This window comes from Streptomyces sp. NBC_01288 (assembly GCF_035982055.1).
Lineage (GTDB): Bacteria > Actinomycetota > Actinomycetes > Streptomycetales > Streptomycetaceae > Streptomyces.
Genome location: NZ_CP108427.1, coordinates 8,468,880 through 8,487,570 on the forward strand (window position 1 = coordinate 8,468,880; position 18,691 = coordinate 8,487,570).

Genomic DNA, 18,691 nt, shown 5'->3' on the forward strand with positions numbered 1-18,691 from the left:
CTAGGCTCGCCCCATGTTCTGGGCGATGGTCGCGGTAGCTGTTGGTTTCCTGGGTCTCGCCGTGCTCGGCGTGCTCGCCGTCCGGGTCTTCCTGGAGGCGCGGCGGCTCGGACTCCAGGTCACGGACTCCGCGCAGCGCATCAACCGGGCGGCAGAGGACCTGGAGCGGGCGGCGGCATCCACGGCGCGTTCCGTGGACGCACTGTGAGTCACATATGGGCGGGGTGTGAGTTGCGCGCCTCATGCGCTTCGCGTCACTTTGCCCTGTCACGTTGTCGGTGGAGGCGGGTACGCTGCTGATCGCGGTCCGGATAACGAGGCCCGGAGCGCGGACCGGGAGTACGCACGGGGATTGCCTCACGTTTACCCCTGAGCGTTACGATCGCTGGCAGCACGAAGGTCGGACAGATGTCCGATCGATCGGACAGCACCCCACCCCAGCCGCCTCGGTGAGAAGGTAAAGACTTATGTTCGGAAGGCTCGGAGCACCCGAGATCATTCTCATCCTCGTCGTCATCGTGCTCCTGTTCGGCGCGAAGAAGCTTCCGGACATGGCCCGCTCGCTCGGCAAGTCCGCCCGCATCCTCAAGAGCGAAGCCAAGGCGATGAAGGAAGAGGGCAACACCACGCCCACCCCCGCCGGCCCGCCGAACACCGACGAGTCCGTGCAGCGCACCATCCAGGCGGCCCCCGGCGACGTGACCAGTGCGCGTCCCGTCACCGAGCCGTCGGACACGACCAAGCGCTGACGCAGGGCCGGGACCCCCTCGGCCTGCCGCACGAGATGAGGACGTGGGTTGCCTAAGTCTGCCCGCACGAAGGAGAAGGACCCCGAGGGGCGGATGCCCCTCGCGGACCATCTGCGCGAGCTGCGCAACCGGCTCGCGAAGGCGATGCTCGCCATCATCGTGGTGACCTGCGTGGCCGCCTTCTTCTACAACGACATCGTCAACATCATCACCAAGCCGGTGTTGCACTCGGTCGGTTGCTCCCAGAACTTCGAGCAGTTGTCGAGGTCGTCGGCGAAGACCCAGCAGTGTGCGCAGATCACGATCAACGGTCTGCTGACGCCGTTCACGCTGGCGTTGAAGGTGTCCCTGATGGCCGGTGTCGTACTGGCCTCCCCGGTCTGGCTGTACCAGCTCTGGGGCTTTGTCGCGCCGGGCCTGCACAAGAACGAGAAGAAGTACGCGCTCTCCTTCGTCGGCACCGGCGTTCCGCTGTTCCTCGGCGGCGCCTACTTCGCCTACAAGGTGCTGCCCACCACGGCTAAGGTGCTGATCGGCTTCACGCCGAGCGGTGTCGACAACCTGCTGCCACTGGACGACCTGCTCGACCTGGTCACGCGCATGGTGCTGGTCTTCGGCCTCTCCTTCGAGCTGCCGCTGCTGCTGATCATGCTCAACCTCACGGGGGCGCTGACCGGCAAGCGGATGCTCGGCTGGTGGCGCGCCATGATCCTCGGCATCACGGTCTTCGCGGCCGTCGCCACCCCCAGCACCGACCCGCTGACCATGCTGGCGCTGGCCGGGCCGATCTGGGTGCTGTACTTCGGCGCCGTCGTCTTCTCTCTGCTCAACGACCGGCGCAAGCGCCGCCGCGAGGCGGACGGACCGGACGACGACGAGGCCTCGGACCTGGACCTGACCCCCGAGGACATCGGCGACATCGAAGCCGTCTCGGCCGGCCGGGCAGCTCTGCCCGAGCAGGCGAGCGGCACGGGTTCCGACCGGGTCAACGGGTATGACGACGTGACCTGATCACCTTCCGAACTCCACCGAGACCGGCCGTTCCCGCAGCGCGGGCGGCCGGTCTCCGTGTGTGGAGGACTCGTGGGAACGGATAATGATCGTCCTGTTGTCAGTGGCGCCCGGTACGCTCGAAAGCACGATGACAGAGGACCTCTCCCCGGCCGAGCGGTACGCGGCAGCCCGCCTGCGGGCAGCCGAGCAGGCCACCGCGCTCGCGGACTTCCGCGAGATGTACGACTTCGGTCTCGACCCCTTCCAGATCGAGGCCTGCCAGGCGCTCGAAGCGGGGAAGGGCGTGCTGGTCGCGGCGCCCACCGGCTCCGGCAAGACGATCGTCGGCGAGTTCGCCGTCCACCTCGCCCTCCAGCAGGGCAAGAAGTGCTTCTACACGACCCCGATCAAGGCACTGTCGAACCAGAAGTACGCCGACCTGTGCCGCCGTTACGGCGCGGACAAGGTCGGCCTGCTCACGGGCGACAACAGCGTCAACTCCGAAGCCCCGGTGGTCGTGATGACCACCGAGGTGCTGCGCAACATGCTGTACGCGGGTTCGCAGACCCTCCTCGGCCTCGGCTATGTGGTCATGGACGAGGTGCACTACCTCTCCGACCGCTTCCGCGGCGCCGTATGGGAAGAGGTGATCATCCACCTCCCCGAGTCGGTGACCCTGGTCTCCCTGTCGGCGACCGTGTCGAACGCGGAGGAGTTCGGCGACTGGCTCGACACCGTCCGCGGTCACACCGAGGTGATCGTCTCCGAGCACCGGCCCGTGCCGCTGTTCCAGCACGTGCTCGCCGGGCGGCGGATGTACGACCTCTTCGAGGAGGGCGAGGGCAGCAAGAAGGCGGTCAACCCCGACCTCACGCGCCTGGCCCGCATGGAGGCGCAGCGCCCCTCGTACCAGGACCGCAAGCGCGGCCGTGCCATGCGCGAGGCCGACCGGGAGCGGGAGCGCAGATCGCGGTCACGGGTGTGGACACCGGGCCGCCCCGAGGTCATCGAGCGGCTGGACAACGAGGACCTGCTGCCCGCCATCACGTTCATCTTCAGCCGCGCCGCCTGCGAGGCCGCCGTACAGCAGTGTCTGTACGCCGGGCTGCGGCTCAACGACGACGAGGCACGGGAGAAGGTGCGGGCGCTCGTCGAGGAGCGCACGGCGTCCATCCCGAACGAGGACCTGCATGTCCTCGGGTACTACGAGTGGCTGGAAGGCCTGGAGCGCGGCATCGCGGCCCACCACGCGGGCATGCTGCCGACGTTCAAGGAGGTCGTGGAGGAGCTGTTCCTGCGCGGGCTCGTGAAGGCCGTGTTCGCCACGGAGACACTGGCGCTCGGCATCAACATGCCCGCGCGCTCGGTGGTGTTGGAGAAGCTCGTCAAGTGGAACGGCGAGCAGCACGCCGACATCACCCCCGGCGAGTACACCCAGCTGACCGGCCGGGCCGGCCGTCGCGGCATCGATGTCGAGGGCCACGCCGTCGTGCTGTGGCAGCGCGGGATCAGCCCCGAGCACCTCGCCGGACTGGCCGGCACGCGCACGTATCCGCTGCGCTCCAGCTTCAAGCCGTCGTACAACATGGCGGTCAACCTCGTCGAGCAGTTCGGGCGGCACCGGTCGCGGGAGCTGCTGGAGACGTCCTTCGCGCAGTTCCAGGCCGACCGGTCGGTCGTCGGGATCTCGCGGCAGGTGCAGAGGAACGAGGAGGGTCTGGAGGGCTACAAGGACTCCATGACCTGCCACCTGGGCGACTTCGACGACTACATGCGGCTGCGCCGCGAGCTCAAGGACCGCGAGACCGAGCTGGCCCGGCAGGGCGTGGCACAGCGCCGTACTGAGGCCGCCGTGGCGCTGGAGAAGCTCAAGCCGGGTGACGTCATCCATGTCCCGACCGGCAAGTACGCCGGTCTGGCGCTGGTGTTGGACCCGGGACTGCCCGCCGGGCGGTCCAACGGGCATCGCGGATTCGAGCAGCACGACGGACCGCGTCCGCTGGTCCTGACCGTCGAGCGGCAGGTCAAGCGGCTCGCGTCGATGGACTTCCCCGTCCCCGTCGAGGCGTTGGAGCGGATGCGGATCCCGAAGTCCTTCAACGCCCGTTCCCCGCAGTCCCGTCGGGACCTCGCCGCCGCGCTGCGCACCAAGGCCGGGCACATTCCGCCGGAGCGGGCCCGCAAGCAGCGCTCGCAGGCCGCGGACGACCGGGAGATCGCGCAGTTGCGTACGGCGATCCGGGCGCATCCGTGTCATGGGTGCAACGACCGTGAGGATCACGCGCGTTGGGCCGAGCGGTATCACCGGCTGCAGCGGGACACCACGCAGTTGGAGCGGCGGATCGAGGGGCGGACGAACACGATCGCCCGGACCTTCGACCGGATCGTCGCGCTGCTGACCGACCTTGACTATCTGCGGGGCAACGAGGTCACCGAGCACGGGAAGCGGCTGGCGCGGCTGTACGGCGAGCTTGATCTGCTGGCCAGTGAGTGTCTGCGGGAGGGGGTCTGGGAGGGGCTTGCTCCTGCCGAACTCGCCGCGTGTGTCTCGGCGTTGGTGTTCGAGGCGCGGGTCAGCGACGACGCGACTGTTCCCAAGGTGCCGTCGGGTGCGGCCAAGGCCGCGCTCGGGGAGATGGTGCGGATCTGGGGGCGGCTCGACGCCCTTGAGGAGGACTTCCGGATCACTCAGACCGAGGGGGTCGGGCAGCGGGAGCCTGATCTTGGGTTTGCCTGGGCCGCGTATATGTGGGCCAGTGGGAAGGGGTTGGACGAGGTGCTTCGGGAGGTTGAGATGCCTGCCGGGGACTTTGTTCGGTGGTGTAAGCAGGTGATCGATGTGTTGGGGCAGATTTCTGCTGCGGCGCCGGTTACTGGCGGGGAGGCGTCATCTACCGTGGCCAAGAATGCGCGTAAGGCTGTGGAGTTGTTGCTGCGGGGGGTTGTGGCGTACTCGTCGGTGGGGTAGCGGTTTGGGGGCGGGTGCGGGTTCGCTGTGGCTGGTCGCGCCCACGCGGCGGAGCCGCATATCGACACAGCCCCGCGCCCCTAAGAGGGTTGGCCTCGCGCCTCTTCAAGAGCTCAGGTACGGTCGCCAGCCGCCGTGGCTTGTGATGTCCTCGGCGTTTTTCAGCGCCGCCGGCTCGCACAAGAAACCCGGGACGCTTGTGCCGTCTGCCAGCTCTACGCTGCCCAAGGTCATGGGGCGGGGCAGGGTCGCCAGCAGGCGGCCCAGGCCCTCTGCCGGTAGGTGCCATACCTCCGTCTCTATCGTCGCTCCGCCCTCGCCGACGTGAACCAAGCCCGGCTTGGGCGGAGTTGTTGTCAGGGCGTGTAGGCGGTAGACCGGGGCCGTTGTGGTCGTGCGGTCCAAGGTGGCGCCCAGGGACAGGAGTTGGGGGTTCAGGGGCTGGCCCGTCAAGTGGGCTCCTACGACTGCCAGTTGGACCGTTGAGTTCAGGTCGCGGGCGATCTGCGCCAGGCGGTTGTCCGTGAACGTCGGGCCGATCAGCATTACCCCGAAGGGGAGGCCGTTCACCTCGCCCGACGGGACTGCTACTGCCGCCAGGTCGAAGAGGTTGGTGGAGTTGGTGAAGCGGCCCAGGCGGGCGTTCGCGCCGAGGGGGTCTTCGGCTACTTCGGCCAGGGTCGGGTGACCTGGAGTTGTCGGGAGCAACAGGGCGTCCGCGTCGGCCAGTTCGGAGAGGGCTCGGGTGCGGAGGGCGGCCAGGCGCTCCTCGTCCGCGTACAGCTGGTGGGCCGGGATGTCTCGGGCTCGGGTGATGATGCCGGTGACCGTGGGGTCTAGGCCCTCGGTGCCGGATGCGATCGCCTTGTCGATAAATGCCCCCACCGCTGTGTAGCGCTCGGCCACGAACGCCCCCTGGTAGAGCATCGCCGCCGCTTCCGTGAACGGGGTGAGGTCCAGGGGGCGGATCTCGGCGCCTGCCGTTCGGAGGCGGGTGACTGCCTCCTCGTAGGCCTCCGCCCAGCCCTCGTCCAGTTCGCCCAGTTGGTCTCGTGGGGGGACCGCTATGCGCCAGGGGCCCGGCGCTCGTTGGGGGAGGGGCGGGAGGGCGCGGGCGGGTGGGGAGGTCATGAAGGACAGGGCCTGTTCGGCCTCGGGGAGGGTGCGGGCGAAGACCGTCACGCAGTCGATCGAGGCGCAGGCCGGGACCACGCCCGCCGTCGGGACCAGGCCCCGGGTGGGCTTGAGGCCGACGATGCCGTTGAACGCGGCGGGGACCCGGCCCGAGCCCGCGGTGTCGGTGCCGAGGGCGAAGTCGACGATGCCCAGGGCCACCGCTACCGCCGAACCCGCGCTGGAGCCGCCGCTGATCCGCTCGGGATCGTGGGCGTTGCGGACCGCGCCGTACGGGGAGCGGGTGCCGACCAGGCCCGTGGCGAACTGGTCGAGGTTCGTGGTGCCGAGCACGATCGCGCCGGCCGCGCGGAGGCGGGCCACCACCGGGGCGTCGGCCGACGGCTCGTAGGCGTAGGCGGGGCAGCCCGCCGTTGTCGGTAGGCCGTGGACGTCTATGTTGCCCTTGGCCGCGAACAGGCGGCCCGCGAGAGGGAGTTGATCGCCTGCCGATACACGCTCGTCGATCGCCCTCGCCTCGGACTCCACGTCCGGTTGCCGGCGTAGGTCGATCCAGATCTCTGGGCGGTTCACCGCCTCTATGCGGGCGTAGGCGGCTCGGACTCGGGACACGGTGGTCGACATCTCTTCTTGCTCCTTGCGGTTCAGCTTGCGGGGGCCAGGACGAGCAGCGCCGTGCCCGCCTCGACCTGGTCTCCGGGCCTGGCCAGGATTTCCGTGACTATGCCGGCCATCGGGGCGTGGACCCTGGACTCCATCTTCATCGCCTCCAGGGCCAGGAGGGGTTGGCCGACTGTCACCTCGTCGCCCGGCTCCACATTCAACTGCCATACCGACGCGGCGAATTCGGCTTCCACCAGGCGTCCGCCGGCCGGGACCGTCACCTCGGCCTGCGGTGGTGCCGGGGTGGCTGCGGCCTCCGCGCGTGTGAACTCGCCCGCCGCCTCCCAGGCATCGCGTTCCGCGCCGAACGCGGTCTGCTGGCGGGATCTGAACTCCGCGATGGACTCGGCGTTCTCGGTGAGGAACGCCTCGTACTCGGCGAGCGAGAACGTGCCCTCCTCGATGCGCGGGACGAAGCGGCCGGAGATGATGTCGGCCCGGAGATCGAGGAGTTCGTCCGCTTCCACCGGGTACCACTTGATGCGGTCGAAGAAGCGGAGCAGCCACGGGGAGCCCTGCTCGAACGCGCCGCGCTGTTGCCAGCCCGACCACACCTGGGTCGTACGGCCCACGAACTGGTAGCCGCCGGGGCCCTCCATGCCGTAGACGCAGAGGTACGCCCCGCCGATGCCGACCGAGTTCTCGGCCGTCCAGGTGCGGGCCGGGTTGTACTTCGTCGTCACCAGGCGGTGGCGGGGGTCCAGGGGGGTGGCCACGGGTGCGCCCAAGTAGACGTCTCCCAGGCCGAGTACGAGGTATTCCGCGTCGAAGACCGTGCCGTAGACGTCCTCGACCGAGTCCAGGCCGTTCACGCGGCGGATGAACTCGATGTTCCAGGGGCACCAGGGCGCGTCGTCGCGGACGCCTGCCATGTAGCGGGCGATCGCCTCGCGCGTTGCCGGGTCGTCCCAGGAGAGGGGGAGGTGGACCGTGCGGGAGGGGACGATCAGTTGGTCCGTGGGCGGGAGTGCCGCCGCTGTCTCCCTTACGGAGCTGAGGAGTTCGGACTGGGGGAGACGGCTCGGGTCCGTTTGGATCTGGAGGGAGCGGATGCCTGGGGTGAGGTCCGTGACGCCCTCGAAGTCGGCCTCCGCCACCGCTTCCATCAGGGCGTGGACCCGCATGCGTTGCGCCAAGTCCAGTTGCATGGGGCCGAATTCGACGAGGAGGTTGTCGTCGCCGCTGCGGCGGAAGGTGACGTCTCCGTCCCTGGCGAGGATGCCGCCGTCCACTATGTCGGGGCGGGGCGAGCCGTCGACGTTCACCGGGGCGAAGCGGACCGTGTCGCCCGGCCTGAACTGGCCCAGTTTCCAACGCTCTTGGCTGATGACCGTCGCGGGACAGACGAAGCCGCCGAGGGACGGGCCGTCGGGGCCGAGGAGCACCGGCATGTCACCCGTGTAGTCGACGGCGCCGACCGAGTACGGGGTGTCGTGGATGTTGGACGGGTGCAGGCCCGCCTCGCCGCCGTCGGTGCGGGCCCAGCGGGGCTTCGGGCCGACCAGGCGGACGCCCGTGCGCGCCGAGTTGAAGTGGACCTTCCAGTCGGCCGCGTAGAAGTCGCGGATGTCGTCCGCGGTGAAGAACTCCGGTGCCGCGTGCGGGCCTTCGACCGCTGCTACGTCCCAGACGGCGGTGAAGGTCGGGCGGTCGGCGGTGGGTACGGGTGTGCCCTCGGTGATCGTGCCGCCGTGCAGGACGTCGCCGGTGCGCAGGGCCCGGCCGCCGTGGCCGCCGAAGCGGCCCAGGGTGAAGGTGCTCGCGCTGCCGAGGAAGGCGGGGACGTCCAGGCCGCCCGCGAACAACACGTAGGTGCGCAGGCCGTGTTCGGCCGGGGCGCCGATCTCCAGGGTGGCGCCCGCGGGTACCGTCACCGGCTCCCACTGCGGGACCGGAGTTCCGTCGATCGTCACCGGTGCCGGGGCGCCCGTCACGCACACCGTGGTGGCGTGGGTGAACCTCAACGTCGGTCCCTGGAGCGTGCATTCGAGGCCGGGGGTGCCTTCGTCGTTGCCGAGTGCGCGGTTGCCGAGGCGGAAGGAGAGGTCGTCCATCGGGCCGCACGGGGGGACGCCGACCTGCCAGTAGCCGGTGCGCCCTGGCCAGTCCTGGACCGTGGTGAGGGTGCCGCCGGAGACGATCTCGATGCGAGAGGTGGGGTCGGTGATGGTGGCGAGGGTCGCCGTGGAGTGGGTGGCCGCTTTGAAGTCCGGTTCGGCCAGCGCCGCTTGGAGCAGGCCGAGGTTCGTCTCGATGCCGTCCATGCGGGTGCGGGCCAGTGCCTCGTCGAGGCGTTGGAGCGCGTGGGCGCGGTCGGGGCCGTAGGCGATGACCTTCGCGAGCATCGGGTCGTACGACGTGGTCACCTCGGTGCCGGTCTCCACCCAGCCGTCGACGCGTACGCCGTCCGGGAACTCGACCCGGGTCAACAGGCCCGCGCTGGGCCGGTGTTCGCGGGACGGGTCCTCGGCGTAGACGCGGGCCTCGACGGCGTGACCGCGCGGGGTGCCGGGGTCGCGGACGACGTCGGGCTCGCCCTGGGCCAGCCGTAGCATCCAGGCGACCAGGTCGACGCCGTATATCTCCTCGGTGACCGGATGTTCCACCTGGAGGCGGGTGTTGACCTCCAGGAAGTAGGCCTCCTCGCGGGCGGCGTCGTAGACGAACTCGACGGTGCCGGCGGAGCGGTAGCCGACCGAGGCGCACAAGTCGCGGGCGGAGGTGGCCAGTTGGGTGCGTATGTGGTCGGGGAGGCCGGGTGCGGGGGCTTCCTCCACCACCTTCTGGTTGCGGCGCTGGAGGGAGCAGTCGCGGTCGCCGAAGGTGACGACCTTGCCCTCGCCGTCGCCGAAGACCTGTACCTCGACATGGCGGGCGTGTTCGACGAGGCGTTCCAGGAAGACGCCGGCGGAGGAGAAGGAGGCGGCGGCGACACGCTGCACGCGCTCCCAGGACTCGGTGAGTTCGGCGGGGGAGTGGCAGGCCGACATGCCGATGCCGCCGCCTCCGCCTGTTGCCTTGAGCATGACGGGGTAGTCGATCAGGGCGGCTTGGGCGAGCGCCTCGTCCAGGTCTGCCAACAGGCCTGTGCCGGGCGCCAGTTGGACTCCTGCCGCCTCGGCCGCCGCGCGCGCTGTGTGTTTCGCGCCGAAGAGCTCCAGTTGTGCGGGAGTCGGTCCCACGAACACGATTCCGGCGTCCTCGCAGCGGCGTGCGAAGGCCGCGTCCTCGGAGAGGAAGCCGTAGCCGGGGTGGATCGCGCCCGCGCCCGTGTCCTTGGCCGCCTTGAGGACCAGGTCGGCGTCCAGGTACGACTCTTTGGCGGGTGCCGGGCCGAGTCGTACCGCTTCGTCGGCGAGCCGTACGTGGGGTGCCGAGCGGTCGGCGTCGGAGTACACGGCGACCGTGCGGAGGTCGAGTTCGCGGGCCGTGCGGATGACGCGGACGGCGATCTCGCCCCGGTTGGCGATCAGCAGCGTGTCGAAGGTCATTCCGGGACCCCGATGGTCATCTCCACGGCCGTCGGCTCGAAGCCGTTGCAAGGGTTGTTGATCTGGGGGCAGTTGGAGACCAGGACCAGGACGTCGCGATCGGCGCGCAGGGTCAGTTTGAGGCCCGGGGAGGAGAGGCCGTCGACGATGCCGAGGGTGCCGTCCTTCTCGACCGGCACGTTCATGTACCAGTTGATGTTGGAGACCAGGTCGCGCTTGCCGAGGCCGTAACGGGCGCCCTCCGCGAGGAAGTTGTCCACGCACGCGTGCTGCGACCAGGTGTGGTGGCCGTAGCGCAGGGTGTTGGACTCCTTGGAGCAGGCGCCGCCGACCGTGTCGTGGCGGCCGACCTCGTCGGCGGTGACGGTCATCAGCGGGGTGTGCTCGTTGGACATCAGCACGCTGCCGGTGGTGAGGAAGAGGTTGCCCTGGGCGTGGATGGTGTCGGGGGCGCTGTAGCGGACCGAGGTGTCGTGGGCGTCGTAGACGAGGAAGTCGACGGCCTGGTTGCCGTGCAGGTCGGTGACGGTGAGGGTCTCGCCGGTGCGGATGACGGCGGACCAGGCGGCGCGGGCGGGAACGACGGTCGTGCTCATGCGAGCCCCCTTGCGGCAAGGAATTCCGTGGTGTTGAGGAACGCGTGGTGGCCTTCGGGCGTGGCCTCCCACAGCGGGTCGCCCGGCTCGGTGGGCTCGGCGCGCCAAGCGAGCACCTCCAGCGGGGAGTTGACGTAGTCGTCGCGCGGGTCGGCCGGGTGCGGCACGTTCGCGATCAGTACCGTCACGTCCTGTTCGGCGCGCAGGGTCACGCTGCCGCCGGGGCCGGTCGAGCCGGTGAAGTCGAGGGAGCCGTCGTCGCGGATCTCGACGCCCTGGAAGAAGGAGAGCGAGGGCGGCAAGTCCCGTGGTTCCAGGCCGTTCTTGGCGGCGGCGAGCTTGAACAACTCGCGTCCGGCGGGGGAGTCGGACTGCGGAGTGCCGTCGCCGTAGCGCTCGGTGTTGCGGACCAGGGTGGAGGTGCCGCACAGCGCGTCGTGGCGGCCGGAGGTGTCGGCGACGAGGGAGGCGAGGACGCGGCCCTGGTCGGAGAGGAGGAGCCGGCCCTCGCCGAGGTAGGCGTTCCACTGGACCTTGACCGTGTCGGCGACGTTCAGGCGCTCCCACGGGCGGTCGGCCGCGTACAGGAGCAGGTGGGCGCAGGCGTCGCCGCGCAGGTCGGTCAGGCGGAGTTCGGTGCCGCGGGCCAGGACGCGGTGGGTGTAGTTGCCGCCCGCCACCGTCTCGGCCCAGACCAGGTGGCCCGCCTCGCAGGGCGGGGCCGGCCAGTCGCCGGCCGGGACGACGGGCATCGCCTCGGCCCGCTTGCCCTCCTGGGCGCGGGCGTGGTCGCGGGCTCCGTAAGTGGTCGCTGTCGCCATCGCGGGGGACCTCCGGCTGCGGGGACGTCGTGGTCGTGCGGCATTTCTGTCGCTCGACAGAAATTAGGAGGCGGGCGGGTCGCCGGGGTTGCCCGGGTGTTGCCGCTCGGTTACCGAGCCCTCACGAAGATCACCGGGAGTCCGGCGGCCACTCGGCGCGCATTCGGTGGGCGTTCGCCGTCCGGGGCCGTGTGCGAGGATCGAACGCATGGGGACAACGGGTGCACAGGGGGGCCGCCGGGTCGGCAGGCCGCGGGCCGATCAGCGGCCGGACAGCGGGCTCGCACCGCGTGCCGAACTCCTCTCCGCCGCCGCCGAGTTGTTCACCACCCGCGGCTACGCGGCCACCACCACCCGGGCCGTCGCCGAGCGCGCGGGCATGCGGCAGGCGTCGATGTACCACTACGTCTCCGGCAAGGAGGAGCTGCTCGCGGACCTCCTGGAGTCCACGGTCACGCCCTCGCTGGCGTACGCCCGGGAACTCCTCGCGGACGACGCCACGTCGGCCGAGGGTCGGCTGTGGGAGCTGTGCCGTACGGATGTCGAGCTGCTGTGCGGCGGTTCGCACAACCTGGGCGGGCTGTATCTGCTGCCCGAAGTGCGCGCCGAGCGGTTCGCCGGCTTCCATGCCGTACGCGCCGAACTCAAGGACGCCTACCGGCAGTTGCTCGCCGCGACGGCCGCCGGTGGAGCGCTCGCGAAGAGCGAGTTGGAGCTGCGGACGGATCTGGTGTTCGGGCTGATCGAGGGCGTCATCCTCGTGCACCGCTCCGACCCCGAGCGGCCGGTGTCCGCCTTCGCGGAGGCGACGGCCGACGCCGCGCTGCGCATCGCGGGAATCTGAGCCGCGATCCGGCCCTGAACCCGAGCCGGAACCGGGGCTTCACTCCTTACGGTGAGTGATATTCGCATGTCCGTACGCCGTAACTCGCTGTGTGCGAATGAAGCCTCAGCGTGTAAATGGGCTGAGGGTACTCCTCTTCCATGTCCCTTTTCAGGGGCTTGCTGAATATGACACAGCGGTGATCCGGTCGGACTAAGCTCGCCCGCAGCGCACCGAGTTGGGCTGTATTCGTGCGCTTGTTCCCAAACATGCAAAAGATACAGAAGCTCCCCCCAGATTTCCCCCTTCCCCCCAGCCGACCTGTCTTTAGAGGGCATACATGGTGAGTGTTCAATCGCCCCCCCGTGGCCGTGAACTTCCCTACGCGCGCGTGTTGTTGCCGCCTGCCATAGTGATGGCCGCGGCGACCGGGGCCGCCGTCGCCCTGGTGGCGGGGCCTGCCCGGATCGCCGTCGGCTGGTGCGGAGCCGTCGCCACCCTCCTGGTGATCGTGACAGCGGCCGAAGCCGTACGCCGCGGACGCAACCTGCGGGACGCCCGCGCCGAGCACGACCGTCACACCGCGTATCTGGAGCGGCGGCTGGCCGACCAGAACGTGGAGATGCTCCGGCTCGGCAAGGAGATCCTGCCCGCCACGCTCTACCGGCTCAGCAGCGGAGAATCCCCCGGAGAGGTGATTCGCCAAGTCGTCGACGCCGATCCGGACTGGCGGCAACTTCCGCAGCCGCAGCGCGACTTGCTCAGGACGGTGCTCAACATCGTCCAGCGCGAGGAGAACATGCGTGACTCCGCGCAGCGTTCCTTCGTCAGCATCGCCCGCCGTGTCCAGGCCATCGTCCACCAACAGGCCAAGGAACTCCGGGAGATGGAGGAGGACCACGGACGCAACCCCGAGGTCTTCGACGACCTCCTGCGCATCGACCACGGCACCGCGCTGATCGGTCGTCTCGCCGACTCCATCTCGGTGCTCGGCGGTGGCCGCCCGGGCCGCCAGTGGCCCGAACCGGTGCCGCTGTACAGCGTGTTGCGCGGCGCCATGTCCCGCATCCTGGAGTACCGGCGCATCGAGCTGCACTCCATCGCCAAGGTCAACATCCGCGGCATCTCCGTCGAGCCGGTCATCCACGCGGCGGCCGAACTCCTCGACAACGCCACGCGTTACTCGCCCCCGCAGACCAAGGTGCACGTCACCGCCGTAGAGGTGCAGACCGGTGTCGCCATCGAGATCGAGGACGGCGGCGTCAGCCTCAGCGAGGAGTCGCGCGCGCGGGCCGAGGGCATGCTGGAGCGCGCCAAGGCCGGCACCGACCTCCAGGACCTCGGCGAGAGTCCGCGCCTGGGCCTCCAGGTCGTCGGCCGGCTCTGCGCGACGTACAACATGCAGATCTCGCTGCGCGCCTCGGCCTACGGCGGCGTCCGCGCCGTCCTCATCGTGCCCAGCGAGATGCTCACCCCCGGCACCGCACCCGGACTCGCCCACGGCATCGGCGCCACCGCCATGCCCAAGGCCGAACTCGGCGCGGTCGACGGCCCCAAGCGCACGATCAAGCGGCGCCGCCCCACGAGCCCGCGCATCCCGGCCTCGGTGAGCATGGAGGACGAGGTTCCCGAGGTCACCGAGTGGACGGCGGGCGGCCTGCCGCAGCGCCGCAGCCGGGTCAAGGTCCCGCTCGCCCAGCGGTACGCCGAACAGGCCGCCGCCGAGCGCGCCGAGGCCGCCGCACGGGAGGCCCGCTCCGCCTGGGGCACGCCCGAGCCCGAGCCGGAGAAGAAGGACGAACCCGAACCGGGCCTGTGGGTCGAGGCGTTCATGGAAGGCCTCAAGGGTGACCCGGACCCGACCGCTTTCACCCAGAAGACCGAGCCGGCCCGAGTCGAGGCCGACGACGAGGGGGACCTCAAGTGATCCAGCAGCGAGCCAACTTCGACTGGATGCTCAAGGATCTCGCCGACGGCGTGCCCGGCATCCAGCAGATCGTCGTGCTCTCCGCCGACGGACTCCGCATCGCCCGCTACGGCGGCGACCCCGATGCCGCCGACCGCGTCGCCGCGGCCTGTGCCGGACTTCAGAGCCTGGCGGGTGCCGTCGCCTCGGAGATCCCGGGCAGCGACGGCCGGATGAAGATGGTCATCATCGAGATCAACGGCGGCTACTTCTATCTGATGGCCGCGGGCGCCAACGCCTACCTGGCCGTCCTGTCCGACGTCGTCGCCGAGCCCGGCCTGATGAGCAACCGCATGCGCGACCTCGTCGTCAGAATCGGCGCCCACCTCACCAGCCCGCCGAGGCGCAACGGGCAGACCGTATGACTCCTCCGCAACGCCAGCGGCGACATCCGACGGACGGGCCGCCGCCCGAGCCCGCCAAGAAGCAGGGCGAAGGAAAGATCCCGGAGCGGCTGTACGTGCTCACCGGCGCGACCGAGGACGGTGACCGGGCCGAACTCGACCTGGTCACGCTGATCGTGGCGCGTTCCGACGCGCCGCAGTCGGCCACTCCGGAGCAGGCGGCCCTGCTCGGGCTCTGTATCGCCCCCCTGTCCGTGGCCGAGCTGTCGGCCTATCTCAACCTGCCGTACAGCGTGGTGACCGTCCTGCTCACCGAGCTGCTGACGGCCGAACTGGTGCAGGCGCGCGCCCCGATCGTCCGCCAGGCGCTCCCCGACCGTTCCCTCCTCGAAGCGGTGATGCATGGACTTCAAAAGCTCTGACACCGTCACGGGCCCTCGGACCGAGGACCATCTCCCGCACACGGCCCAGGCCGCGGTGAAGATCGTGATCGTCGGCGGCTTCGGGGTCGGCAAGACGACCATGGTCGGTTCGGTCAGCGAGATCAGGCCGCTGACCACCGAGGAGACCATGACGCAGGCCGGCGTCGGCGTCGACGACAACTACGGCTCGGAGAGCAAGACGGCCACCACCGTCGCGATGGACTTCGGCCGCATCAGCATCACCGACCAACTGGTGCTGTACCTGTTCGGCACCCCCGGCCAGGAACGCTTCTGGTTCCTGTGGAACGGGCTGTTCGAGGGCGCGCTCGGCGCGGTGGTGCTCATCGACACGCGGCGCCTCGAAGTCAGCTTCGACGTCATAGGACGGCTGGAGGAGCGCGGGGTGCCGTTCGTGATCGCCGTCAACTCCTTCCCGGACGGCCCGCATTACCCCATCGAGGACCTGCGTACGGCGCTCGACCTGTCCCCGGACATCCCCATCATCGAGTGCGACGCGCGCCGCCGCGCCTCCAGCCGGGACGTCCTGATGACCCTGATGCGCTTCCTGCACTCCCTGGCGATGACGGGCTCACTGACCTGACCCGCCCAACTCCCCCGACACCGGATCCACTTCAGCTCCCGGAGCGATCACCGTGACGCCTGAACACCACTTTCCGACCGATACGGACGACACCAGGCTCGGCCCGCCCCCCGGCTGCCCCGCGCACGGCCAGGGGCCCGGGGGACTGCACCGGCTGTACGGCCCCGAAGCGGCGGACCTGGGCGCCCTCTACGAGAAGCTCCGCGCCGAACACGGCCCCGTAGCACCGGTGTTGCTGCATGACGACGTGCCGATCTGGGTCGTCCTCGGCCACACCGAGAACCTGCACATGGTGCGTACGCCCTCGCAGTTCAGCCGGGACAGCCGGGTCTGGACACCGCTGCGTGAGGGCATGGTCAAGCCCGACCACCCGCTGATGCCGCACATCGCCTGGCAGCCCATCGCCTCGCACGCCGAGGGCGACGAACACCTGCGGCTGCGCGGCGCGGTCACCGGCGCCATGTCGACCATCGACCCGCGCGGCATCCGCCGGCACATCAACCGCTACACCCAGATCCTCGCCAACACCTTCTGCGAGCAGGGCCACGCCGAACTCGTTAGCCAGTTCTGCGAACACCTGCCGATGGCCGTGCTGTGCGAGATCCTCGGCATGCCCGACGAGTACAACGACCAGATGGTGGAGGCGGCCCGCGACGCCCTCAAGGGCACCGCCACCGCGATCGTCAGCCACCAGTACGTCATGGACGCGCTCAGCCGGCTCACCGCGCTGCGCCGGGCCGAACCCGCGGACGACTTCACCAGCCACCTCGTCATGCACCCGGCGGGGCTCAGCGACGACGAGGTCAGGGAGCACCTGCGGCTCGTCCTCTTCGCCGCCTACGAGGCCACCACCAACCTCCTCGCCAACGCGCTGCGCATGGTCATCACCGACCCGCGCTTCCGCGCCCAGCTCAACGGCGGGCAGATGACGGTGCCGGAGGCGGTCGAGCAGTCCCTGTGGGACGAGCCGCCGTTCTCCACCGTCTTCGCCTACTTCGCCAAGCAGGACACGGAGTTGGGCGGCCAGCGCATCCGCAAGGGCGACGGCCTGCTCTTCGCGCCGGCGCCGGGCAACGTCGACCCCCGGGTACGCCCCGACCTCAAGGCCAACATGATGGGCAACCGCTCCCACCTGGCCTTCGGCGGCGGCCCGCACGAGTGCCCCGGCCAGGACATCGGCCGCGCCATCGCCGACACCGGGGTGGACGCGCTGCTGATGCGTCTCCCGGACATCGAACTCGACTGCGACGAGGCCGAGTTGAGCTGGACGGCGTCGATCGCGTCCCGCCACCTGGTGGAGCTGCCGGTGCAGTTCGCCCCGAAGCCCCCGCAGGACGTCTCGGAGAAGCCGGGCCACGCGGCGGTTCCGCAACCCCGCCACACCTGGCACGTCGGCATGCAGTCCGACCCGCAGCCGACATCGGCGGCGATGCCCGGGGCCGCCGAGCCGACGGCACCGCCGGAGCCGGTGGTGACTCCGGAACCGGTACACCAACTCGGCGCGTGGCAGCGGTTCTTGAGGTGGTGGCGGGGCTACTGACCGGCCCAGTCCTCGTACGAGGACCAGGCTTCGAGCACCCGCCCGCTACGGAACCGGTGCTCGGCCCCCGTGACCGGATCGGTGAACTCCAGGGCCCGCGCCAGCAGTTGGAGGGGCCGCCGGAAATCACCGTCCGCCACGGGGTCGTCGACCACGGGATACAGCGGATCACCGAGGATGGGCACGCCCAACGCGCTCATGTGCAACCGCAGTTGATGAGTCTGCCCGGTACTGGGCGTCAACCGGTACCGGGCAAGCCCGTCCCCCCGCTCTTCCTCCAACTCGACCCGGCTGACGGCATTGACCTCACCCTCGACCTGCTGCGCGGCCATCACCCCGCGCTCTTTGAGAATCCGGGACCGCACGGTGGTCGGCAGGTCCAGCCCGGAGTCGTACGGCGCGACGGCCTCGTACTCCTTCCGCACCCGCTTCTCCCGGAACAGCGCCTGGTACGCGCCCCGTTCCTCGGGCCGCACCGTGAACAGCACGAGCCCCGCGGTGAGTCGGTCGAGCCGGTGCGCGGCCCCGAGCGCCGGGATCCCCAACTCCCTGCGCAGCCGCGCCAATGCCGTCTCGACGACGTGGCTGCCACGCGGGGTGGTCGCGAGGAAGTGCGGCTTGTCGGCGACGACGATGTGCTCGTCGCGGTACACGACGTCCACGGGAAAGGGCACCGGCACTTCGACGGGCAGCTCCCGGTGGAACCACACGAACATCCCGGGTTCGTACGGCGACCCGGCCACACTCGTCCCGTCCACCCCGACGAACAGCCCGTCGTCCATCATCTGATCGACGACCCCGTCGCCCGCCCCTGAGAGCCGGTCCACCAGGTACTCGCGCACGGTGGTCCAGGCCTCATCGGGGGGCAGACGGACCCGCACCGGGTCCACTCCGTCGCGTTGGGGGAGGGGGGAGGGCGGGATACGGCGCTTTCGGGTCATTGGGGTCAAGGGTAGGCGGTGGGGTCGGGCGGGGGGCTGCTTCGAGAGCCAGCGCAGAGCCAGCGCAGAGGCGGCACCGAGGCGGTCACCCGTGGTACGGCTCGCAGGCGACGCCGTCTCCGTCTCGATCCAACTCGGGTCGGTACCCGGGATCTCCTCGGTGGAGCGGCGCGGCGCCGGCGGCTCGGGCGGCATCGCAGTCCTCGTAGTACGCGTAACCGTTGTCCGAGGGCTCGGCGGGCTTCGACGGCCTGACTGAGTGCTCGGTCGGCTGTGACGGCTTGGTTGTGTGCTTGGCCGGTACGGTTTCCTCGATCGTCTCGGTGGAGGTGACGGTCGGCCCGGGTACCAGCTCTGTCTTCGTCTCGGTTTCGGTCGCTGTCACCGTGTCCGAGGGCGACGGCCTGGACGCGGAGGACGGATCCGTGACGAGAGCGAGCACCATGATCACCGTGAACGCGCCGATGACGTAGAGCCACCACGGCACTCGGCGCCACGGATTGCGTTCGGGCGGCGGTTGGTCCGGACCGCCGTGCGACGTCGTTCTGTTCCCCCACCCGCGCTGCTGCGAACTGTCCATGGCCGCCTCCGGGTTCCCCTTTCAGGGGAGCACCCCAACGGCTTTTCCGCGCGGCGAGG

General features: G+C 69.8%; 16 protein-coding genes. 10 read left to right on the forward strand and 6 right to left on the reverse strand.

Annotated elements, in window-relative coordinates; genetic code table 11:
- The first annotated feature begins 13 nt into the window (after nucleotides 1–13).
- The 4 genes from OG194_RS38100 to OG194_RS38115 all read left to right on the forward strand — a co-directional run bounded on the left by OG194_RS38100 (nucleotide 14) and on the right by OG194_RS38115 (nucleotide 4,710).
- On the forward strand, nucleotides 14–208 hold the full coding sequence (locus OG194_RS38100; protein WP_327405289.1) for a hypothetical protein: 195 nt from the start codon (nucleotides 14–16) through the stop codon (nucleotides 206–208).
- A 259-nt stretch (nucleotides 209–467) separates the two neighbouring features.
- Nucleotides 468–749: a Sec-independent protein translocase subunit TatA gene (gene tatA / locus OG194_RS38105; protein WP_033283742.1), complete on the forward strand. Its 282-nt coding sequence runs from the start codon at nucleotides 468–470 to the stop codon at nucleotides 747–749.
- A 48-nt stretch (nucleotides 750–797) separates the two neighbouring features.
- Nucleotides 798–1,760, forward strand: a complete 963-nt coding sequence (tatC, locus tag OG194_RS38110; protein ID WP_327405290.1) for a twin-arginine translocase subunit TatC — start codon at nucleotides 798–800, stop codon at nucleotides 1,758–1,760.
- A gap of 85 nt (nucleotides 1,761–1,845) precedes the next feature.
- Nucleotides 1,846–4,710 carry a DEAD/DEAH box helicase gene (locus OG194_RS38115; RefSeq protein ID WP_327405291.1) on the forward strand — a complete coding sequence of 955 codons (2,865 nt, stop codon included), beginning with the start codon at nucleotides 1,846–1,848 and terminating at the stop codon, nucleotides 4,708–4,710.
- A gap of 105 nt (nucleotides 4,711–4,815) precedes the next feature.
- Here the strand turns inward: OG194_RS38115 and atzF are convergent, their stop codons facing one another.
- From atzF to OG194_RS38135, 4 genes are read right to left on the reverse strand one after another with little or no spacing between them, the layout of a single operon-like run.
- Entirely contained in the window at nucleotides 4,816–6,468 is a 1,653-nt protein-coding gene (atzF, locus tag OG194_RS38120; RefSeq protein ID WP_327405292.1) for an allophanate hydrolase, read from the reverse strand.
- Nucleotides 6,469–6,488: 20 nt separating this feature from the next.
- On the reverse strand, nucleotides 6,489–9,998 hold the full coding sequence (locus OG194_RS38125; RefSeq protein ID WP_327405293.1) for a 5-oxoprolinase/urea amidolyase family protein: 3,510 nt from the start codon (nucleotides 9,996–9,998) through the stop codon (nucleotides 6,489–6,491).
- On the reverse strand, nucleotides 9,995–10,594 hold the full coding sequence (locus tag OG194_RS38130) for an urea amidolyase associated protein UAAP2 (protein WP_327405294.1): 600 nt from the start codon (nucleotides 10,592–10,594) through the stop codon (nucleotides 9,995–9,997). Before OG194_RS38130 ends, OG194_RS38125 begins: the two co-directional genes overlap by 4 nt.
- A complete protein-coding gene (locus OG194_RS38135) occupies nucleotides 10,591–11,415 on the reverse strand; it encodes an urea amidolyase associated protein UAAP1 (RefSeq protein ID WP_327405295.1) in 825 nt (274 codons plus the stop codon). The genes OG194_RS38130 and OG194_RS38135 overlap by 4 nt, the downstream gene beginning before the upstream one ends.
- Nucleotides 11,416–11,623: 208 nt before the next feature.
- Here OG194_RS38135 and OG194_RS38140 point away from each other — a divergent pair, with 208 nt between their 5' ends.
- From OG194_RS38140 to OG194_RS38165, 6 genes are all read left to right on the forward strand, one after another.
- A complete protein-coding gene (locus OG194_RS38140) occupies nucleotides 11,624–12,259 on the forward strand; it encodes a TetR/AcrR family transcriptional regulator (protein ID WP_327405296.1) in 636 nt (211 codons plus the stop codon).
- Between the two features lie 319 nt (nucleotides 12,260–12,578).
- Nucleotides 12,579–14,165 (forward strand): sensor histidine kinase, encoded by a 1,587-nt coding sequence (locus OG194_RS38145; RefSeq protein ID WP_327405297.1) that lies wholly within the window; start codon nucleotides 12,579–12,581, stop codon nucleotides 14,163–14,165.
- Nucleotides 14,162–14,569 carry a roadblock/LC7 domain-containing protein gene (locus OG194_RS38150; RefSeq protein WP_019066134.1) on the forward strand — a complete coding sequence of 136 codons (408 nt, stop codon included), beginning with the start codon at nucleotides 14,162–14,164 and terminating at the stop codon, nucleotides 14,567–14,569. Before OG194_RS38145 ends, OG194_RS38150 begins: the two co-directional genes overlap by 4 nt.
- On the forward strand, nucleotides 14,566–14,970 hold the full coding sequence (locus OG194_RS38155; protein WP_327405298.1) for a DUF742 domain-containing protein: 405 nt from the start codon (nucleotides 14,566–14,568) through the stop codon (nucleotides 14,968–14,970). Before OG194_RS38150 ends, OG194_RS38155 begins: the two co-directional genes overlap by 4 nt.
- The gene (locus tag OG194_RS38160) at nucleotides 14,951–15,571 is read left to right on the forward strand and encodes a GTP-binding protein (protein ID WP_327405299.1); all 621 of its coding nucleotides are present in this window, start codon (nucleotides 14,951–14,953) and stop codon (nucleotides 15,569–15,571) included. Before OG194_RS38155 ends, OG194_RS38160 begins: the two co-directional genes overlap by 20 nt.
- A gap of 52 nt (nucleotides 15,572–15,623) precedes the next feature.
- Nucleotides 15,624–17,111, forward strand: coding sequence for a cytochrome P450 (locus OG194_RS38165; protein ID WP_327405300.1), 1,488 nt, complete (start codon nucleotides 15,624–15,626; stop codon nucleotides 17,109–17,111).
- Here OG194_RS38165 and OG194_RS38170 read toward each other — a convergent pair.
- The gene (locus OG194_RS38170; RefSeq protein WP_327405301.1) at nucleotides 17,105–18,052 is read right to left on the reverse strand and encodes a pseudouridine synthase; all 948 of its coding nucleotides are present in this window, start codon (nucleotides 18,050–18,052) and stop codon (nucleotides 17,105–17,107) included. The two genes, OG194_RS38165 and OG194_RS38170, sit on opposite strands and share 7 nt — an antisense overlap.
- Before the next feature lie 85 nt (nucleotides 18,053–18,137).
- Nucleotides 18,138–18,632: an excalibur calcium-binding domain-containing protein gene (locus OG194_RS38175; RefSeq protein WP_327405302.1), complete on the reverse strand. Its 495-nt coding sequence runs from the start codon at nucleotides 18,630–18,632 to the stop codon at nucleotides 18,138–18,140.
- Nucleotides 18,633–18,691: the final 59 nt, after the last annotated feature.

Excerpts from the sequence above, each read along its gene's own strand:
- OG194_RS38125 (WP_327405293.1), bottom strand. The coding sequence starts at position 9,998 with ATGACCTTCGACACGCTGCTGATCGCCAACCGGGGCGAGATCGCCGTC.
- OG194_RS38145 (WP_327405297.1), top strand. The coding sequence starts at position 12,579 with ATGGTGAGTGTTCAATCGCCCCCCCGTGGCCGTGAACTTCCCTACGCG.
- OG194_RS38175 (WP_327405302.1), bottom strand. The coding sequence starts at position 18,632 with ATGGACAGTTCGCAGCAGCGCGGGTGGGGGAACAGAACGACGTCGCAC.
- OG194_RS38160 (WP_327405299.1), top strand. The coding sequence starts at position 14,951 with ATGGACTTCAAAAGCTCTGACACCGTCACGGGCCCTCGGACCGAGGAC.
- OG194_RS38130 (WP_327405294.1), bottom strand. The coding sequence starts at position 10,594 with ATGAGCACGACCGTCGTTCCCGCCCGCGCCGCCTGGTCCGCCGTCATC.
- OG194_RS38115 (WP_327405291.1), top strand. The coding sequence starts at position 1,846 with ATGATCGTCCTGTTGTCAGTGGCGCCCGGTACGCTCGAAAGCACGATG.
- atzF (WP_327405292.1), bottom strand. The coding sequence starts at position 6,468 with ATGTCGACCACCGTGTCCCGAGTCCGAGCCGCCTACGCCCGCATAGAG.
- OG194_RS38155 (WP_327405298.1), top strand. The coding sequence starts at position 14,566 with ATGACTCCTCCGCAACGCCAGCGGCGACATCCGACGGACGGGCCGCCG.
- OG194_RS38170 (WP_327405301.1), bottom strand. The coding sequence starts at position 18,052 with ATGACCCGAAAGCGCCGTATCCCGCCCTCCCCCCTCCCCCAACGCGAC.
- OG194_RS38135 (WP_327405295.1), bottom strand. The coding sequence starts at position 11,415 with ATGGCGACAGCGACCACTTACGGAGCCCGCGACCACGCCCGCGCCCAG.
- OG194_RS38140 (WP_327405296.1), top strand. The coding sequence starts at position 11,624 with ATGGGGACAACGGGTGCACAGGGGGGCCGCCGGGTCGGCAGGCCGCGG.
- OG194_RS38100 (WP_327405289.1), top strand. The coding sequence starts at position 14 with ATGTTCTGGGCGATGGTCGCGGTAGCTGTTGGTTTCCTGGGTCTCGCC.
- tatA (WP_033283742.1), top strand. The coding sequence starts at position 468 with ATGTTCGGAAGGCTCGGAGCACCCGAGATCATTCTCATCCTCGTCGTC.